The organism is Agromyces humi (genome assembly GCF_009720255.1).
In the GTDB taxonomy this organism is placed as follows: domain Bacteria; phylum Actinomycetota; class Actinomycetes; order Actinomycetales; family Microbacteriaceae; genus Agromyces; species Agromyces humi.
Window position 1 is genome coordinate 1 of the sequence record NZ_WJSP02000269.1, and the last position, 5,227, is coordinate 5,227.

A 5,227-nucleotide genomic window follows, 5' to 3' on the forward strand; every position below is an offset into this window, starting at 1 on the left:
GGCGCCGCAGCCAGCTCGTCGCGGAGCGCGACGAGCGTCTCGGCGATCGTCGACCGGCCGACGACGACCCGGCGCGAGCGCCACGGCAGCAGGTTGGCGTGGTGCTCGAGGTCGAGCACCACGGTGTCGCCGGGCACGGCCGACGCGAGCAGGTTGAGCGCATCGGTCGTGTTGCGCGTGAAGACCACGAGATCGTCGTCGCGAGCGCCGACGTGGCGCGCCACCGTCGCGCGGGCGTCCTCGACGAGGGCCGTGCTCGCCTGCGACGCGTACCCGCTGCCCCGGTGCACGCTCGAGTAGTAGGGGATGACGCGGGCGACGTGCTGCACCACCGCGTCGAGCGCGGGCGCGGATGCCGCGACGTCGAGGTTCACGTGCCGCACCGTGCCGCCGCCGAGCACGGGCACCCGGAGGCCGGCGTCGGCGAGCGCGGCGAGCGAGCCCGAACCGGGCGCGGCGGCCTCCGACCGATCTCCATCGATGGGGCGCAGGCGCGTCGGCGAGGTGCGCTGGTCGGTGGCGATCACGGGGACTCCTCGGATGGGTTGGCGTCGAACCTACGGCGGCCCGCCGAGCGCCTCAACCATCGATGTCGCACGGTGTCACGGCACGCAACATCCGGTAACGAAGCTCAGCGCAGCAGCCGCTCCTCGAGCCGCGCCCGATCCCCCGTGTGGACGTTGGCGGGACGCTCGAGCCCCAAGTGCTCGCGCAGCGTCTCACCCTCGTACGCGTGGGGGAACACGCCGAGCCGCTGCAGCTCGGGCACGACGCCGAGCGCGAAGGCCTCGAACTGGGCCGGCTGCACGGCCGAGAGCACGTTGAACCCGTCGACGGCGCCCGACTCACCCCACCCGGCGAACTCGGCGGCGATCTCGGCGGCGGTGCCGACCACGATCGACGCGTTGACGGATGCCGCGACCACCAGGTGCCGGAGCGTCGGCGGCCGGTCGCCCGACGGGGCGCGACCGGTTCGCTCCGCGACGATCTCGACGAGGAGCTGGCCCGCGTCCGAGAACGAGGAGGCGAGCGCCGGCGTCACCGCGCGGTCGGGCGAGAGTCCCGTCAGGTCCACGCCCACGAGCGTCGAGAGCTGCGCGAGTGAGCGGGCCGCGGGGAACGCCGGGGGCGCGCCGCCCGGCCAGTCCTCGGCGATCTGCACGAGTTCGCTGAGCTCGTCGGCGATGGCCTGCGCGTGCTCGCGGGTCTCGCCGATGATCGGCAGCACGGGTGCGATGACCTTCAGCGTGCGGTCGTCACGGCCCGACTCGAACGCCAGCGAGCGCAGCTCCTCGCGCACGGCGATCGCCTGGTCGTGGCCCGACACCGCGACGAGCGCGAGGTCGGCGTGCTGCGCCGCGAACAGCTTCGAGCTCGGCGAGAGGCCCGCGTGCAGGATCGGCAGGTGCCCCTGCACGGGGCGCACCGCGTTGAGCGGGCCGGCCACGCGCAGGTGCTCGCCGTGGAACGCGGTGGCGTGCAGCCGGTCGGGGTCGAGGAACACGCCCGTCACGGCATCCGCCACGATCGCGTCGTCGTCGAAGGAGTCCCAGAGCCGGCGCAGCACCTCCTGGAACTCGACGGCGCGGTCGTACCGGACGGTGCTGGCGTGGGTGAAGTCGACGCCGTGGTTCGCCGCCGATCGGGCGTCGGACCCGGTGACGAGGTTGAGCGCCGCCCGCCCGCCCGACAGCAGGTCGGCCGACGCGCTCGCCCGCGCCACCGTGAACGGGTCGGCGTAGGTGGTGTTCACCGTGGCGACGAGCCCGATGCGCTCGGTCACGCCGGCGAGGTACGTGATGGCGCTCAGCGGATCCACCCGCGCGACCAAGTGCGGATCCCGGTACTCCAAGTCGTGCCCGGTGGCGAGCCAGTCGCCGAAGAACAGGAAGTCGAGGCGGGCGCGTTCGGCCACCTCGGCGGCCCGGCGCAGCACGGCGGCGTCGCCGCGCGGGTCGCGATGCGCCCCCGGGTACCGCCAGCCCGACGGATACGCGCCGATCGCCCGCACCATCGCCCCGATGATGAGTCTCGTCATGCGTCCCACCTCCCGCATGCGACGGTAGGCAGGTCGAGCGGATGTCGCGAGGGGGGCCGTCACACGGCGGAACGGGGTGCCACGAACCGCAACCCCGCGTCATCCGGGGTCATCGTGGAGCTCGACGTGCGCGCCCGCACCGGCGGCCGTCAGATGCTGGCCCGCTGGGCGACGAGCGGGCACTCGAACGGGTCGCGCTCGCCGAGTCCGACGCGATTGATGTAGCGCAGCACGATGCCGTACGACTGCCACAGGCTCGTCTCGGTGTAGGTCACGTCGTGATCGCGGCAGTAGGCGGCGATGATCGGCGCCGCCCGGCGCAGGTGCGGCCGTGGCATCGACGGGAAGAGATGGTGCTCGATCTGGTAGTTGAGCCCGCCCATCGCCACGTCGACGACGCGGCCGCCCCGGATGTTGCGGCTCATGAGCACCTGCCGGCGAAGGAAGTCGAGTTTCACGCCCTTCGGCACGAGCGGCATGCCCTTGTGGTTCGGGGCGAACGACATGCCCATGTAGAAGCCGAACAGGCCGAGTTCGACCGCGAGGAAGACCGCGGCCTTGTCGGGCGAGAGCACCAGGAAGACGAGGGCGACGAAGCCGAGCACGCGCACGGCCAGGAACACCGCTTCGACCGACCGGTGGGGCAGCGGTTCCCTGGCGAAGACGCGGTGCACGCTCGAGGCGTGCAGTGAGAGGCCCTCGAGCAGCAGGATCGGGAAGAAGAAGGTGCCCTGGTGGGCGATCGCCCATCGACGCAGCCGCCCCCGCGGACGAGTCGCCTGCTCGGGCGTGAACGCGACCACGGGAAGGTCGATGTCGGGATCCGTGCCGATCTGGTTCGGATTCGCATGATGCCGGGTGTGCTTGTGCTGCCACCACCCGTAGCTCATCCCGACGAAGCCGCCGAGGATCATGCTGATCCAGTCGTTCCACTTTCCCGAGCGGAACATCTGACGATGCGCGGCGTCGTGTCCGAGGAACGCGATCTGGGTGAAGAGCACGGCGAATCCGGCGGCGGTGAACATCTGCCACCAGCTGTCGCCGACCCAGATGAACAGCGCGATCGCCGCGGCCATGACGACCGGAACGCCGATGAGCTTCGTCCAGTAGTAGCCGTAGCGGCGGCGCATGAGCCCGGCATCCTTGATGCGGCGGGCGAGTTCGGTGAATTCGCTGGGTGGCCCGGCTCCCTCGCGACCGGCGACCGGCGCCCGCGGATGGGTCTGGATCACGCGTACGGGGACGGCTTCGGCGCTCATGGCGACTCCTCTTCGAGGTCGCCGCACGCGGGGTCCCGGCACGCGGGGTCTGATGCTTCGAGGCTACGCCTGCGGCGCCGGATGCGCCATCCTGTCAAGCCGATCCGGCGACGACCACGGCTCGGTAGAATCAGAGCATCCCGCGCGAATCCTGCGCGATCCGCCGACCCCTGGAGGCCACCCTTCCGTGACGAGATCCCACCGCGATCGACCTGCCGACCCGCACCAGCACGACGGGCATGCGTTCGCGAAGCGGGAACCGTCTGCCGCACCTCCCATGCGGCTCTCGGACGCCTCCGAGCTCGTGCTCGTCGCCTCGGCGCCCCGCACCGCGCGGTTCGATCGTGACGACCTCGTCGTGCGCAAGGGCCAGTACGCGCTGCGAAACGGCCACGCGACCCCGCAGGAGTCGATGGTGGAGGACCTGCTCGCCGTGCGCGACGCCCTCGACGACGCGGGCATCTCCTACCTCCTCGTGCGCGGCAACGACGACCGCCTCGTGCTCGCCGTCGACCGGGCCGACCGGAAGGCCGTCGCGCACGCCTTCGCCGAGGCCTTCGCGAACGAGCCGTTCTACTCGGCGACCCTCGCTCCCGAGCGGGCCGCCGACTCGCACCCGGTACTCCTCGCGGACGGACGCCTGTCGGGCCACCGCAAGGCCACCGTGCTGCGCCTCTACCGGCCGCGGGTCGAACCGGTGGGCCGCCTGCGCTACGGCAGCGAGACCGCCGTGCAGCTCGAGTTCTGGCGCTTCGGCGAGGACACGATCGAGGCGCCCGTCGAGAACGCGCTGATGCGCCGCACGCTGCCGCGCTCGGAGGCGATCGACGACACGGTGCACCTGCACGGCCGCGACTGGCCGACCCTCGAGCACATGTTCGCGCCGCTGGCGAGCGACGTCGACTTCGATATCGACATGGTCTTCTCGTGGGTCGACGGCTCCAGCGACGAGTTCGTGCGCGAGCGCGCCAAGCGCATGCAGAGCTACGTGGTCGGCGAGGGCGACGACTCCGAGGCCCGCTACCGGCAGATCGACGAGCTGAAGTACGCCCTCCGGTCGGTCTACCTGTTCGCCCCATGGGTGCGGCGCATCTTCATCGCGACGGACTCCCCCGCGCCGGCGTGGCTGGCGAAGCATCCGAAGGTCACCCTCGTGCGCAGCGAGGAGATGTTCGCCGACACGTCGGTGCTGCCCACGCACAACTCGCACGCCGTCGAGAGCCAGCTGCACCACATCGACGGCCTCGCCGAGCACTTCCTCTACTCGAACGACGACATGTTCTTCGGCCGGGCGGTGAGCCCGTCGCTGTTCTTCTCCCCCGGCGGCATCACGAAGTTCGTCGAGGCGTCGACCCGCATCGGCCTCGGCGACACCCATCCCGGCCGCAGCGGGTTCGAGAACGCCGCGCGCGTCAACCGGGCGCTCCTGCGCGAGCGGTTCGGCAAGGTCACCACGCGGCACCTCGAGCACTGCGCCGCGCCACTGCGCAAGAGCGTGATGGCCGACCTCGAGGCGGCGTTCCCCGAGGAGTTCCGCCGCACGGCGGCGAGCCGGTTCCGCTCGGCGACCGACATCTCGGTGACGAACTCGCTGTACCACTACTACGCGCTGCTGACGGGCCGCGCCGTGGTGCAGACCGACGCCAAGGTGAAGTACGTCGAGACGACCCTGCGCAAGGCGCTTCCCGCCATGAAGCAGCTGCTCAAGCGCCGCGACCACGACATGTTCTGCCTCAACGACGGCAGCTTCCCCGAGATCTCTGTCGAGCAGCGCACGGCCGCGGTCATCGACTTCCTCGACCGCTACTTCCCCTTCCCGGCTCCCTGGGAGAAGGCGGCGGATGCCGCGGCCGACGTCCCTGCGGCGGCCGGGGCGGCGGGGGCGTCGGGGGCCTCGGCATTGACTGCCGCGCCCGACCTCACGGCGTAG

The 5,227-nt window shown here is 71.4% G+C and carries 4 protein-coding genes; 1 reads left to right on the forward strand and 3 read right to left on the reverse strand.

All coding sequences use genetic code 11. The features are described 5' to 3' along the window. The 3 genes from GH736_RS16740 to GH736_RS16750 form a co-directional block, all read right to left on the reverse strand. Positions 1-527 (reverse strand): aminotransferase class V-fold PLP-dependent enzyme (locus GH736_RS16740; RefSeq protein WP_235934365.1); only part of this gene is annotated, 527 nt, incomplete at its 3' end. A gap of 104 nt (positions 528-631) precedes the next feature. Continuing rightward, complete coding sequence (locus GH736_RS16745; protein ID WP_159605360.1) at positions 632-2,038, reverse strand: NtaA/DmoA family FMN-dependent monooxygenase; 1,407 nt, start codon at positions 2,036-2,038, stop codon at positions 632-634. A 149-nt stretch (positions 2,039-2,187) separates the two neighbouring features. Beyond that, positions 2,188-3,297 (reverse strand): fatty acid desaturase family protein, encoded by a 1,110-nt coding sequence (locus tag GH736_RS16750; protein WP_159605362.1) that lies wholly within the window; start codon positions 3,295-3,297, stop codon positions 2,188-2,190. A 277-nt stretch (positions 3,298-3,574) separates the two neighbouring features. Between GH736_RS16750 and GH736_RS16755 the strand changes: the two genes are divergently transcribed. Next, entirely contained in the window at positions 3,575-5,227 is a 1,653-nt protein-coding gene (locus tag GH736_RS16755; protein ID WP_159605364.1) for a stealth family protein, read from the forward strand.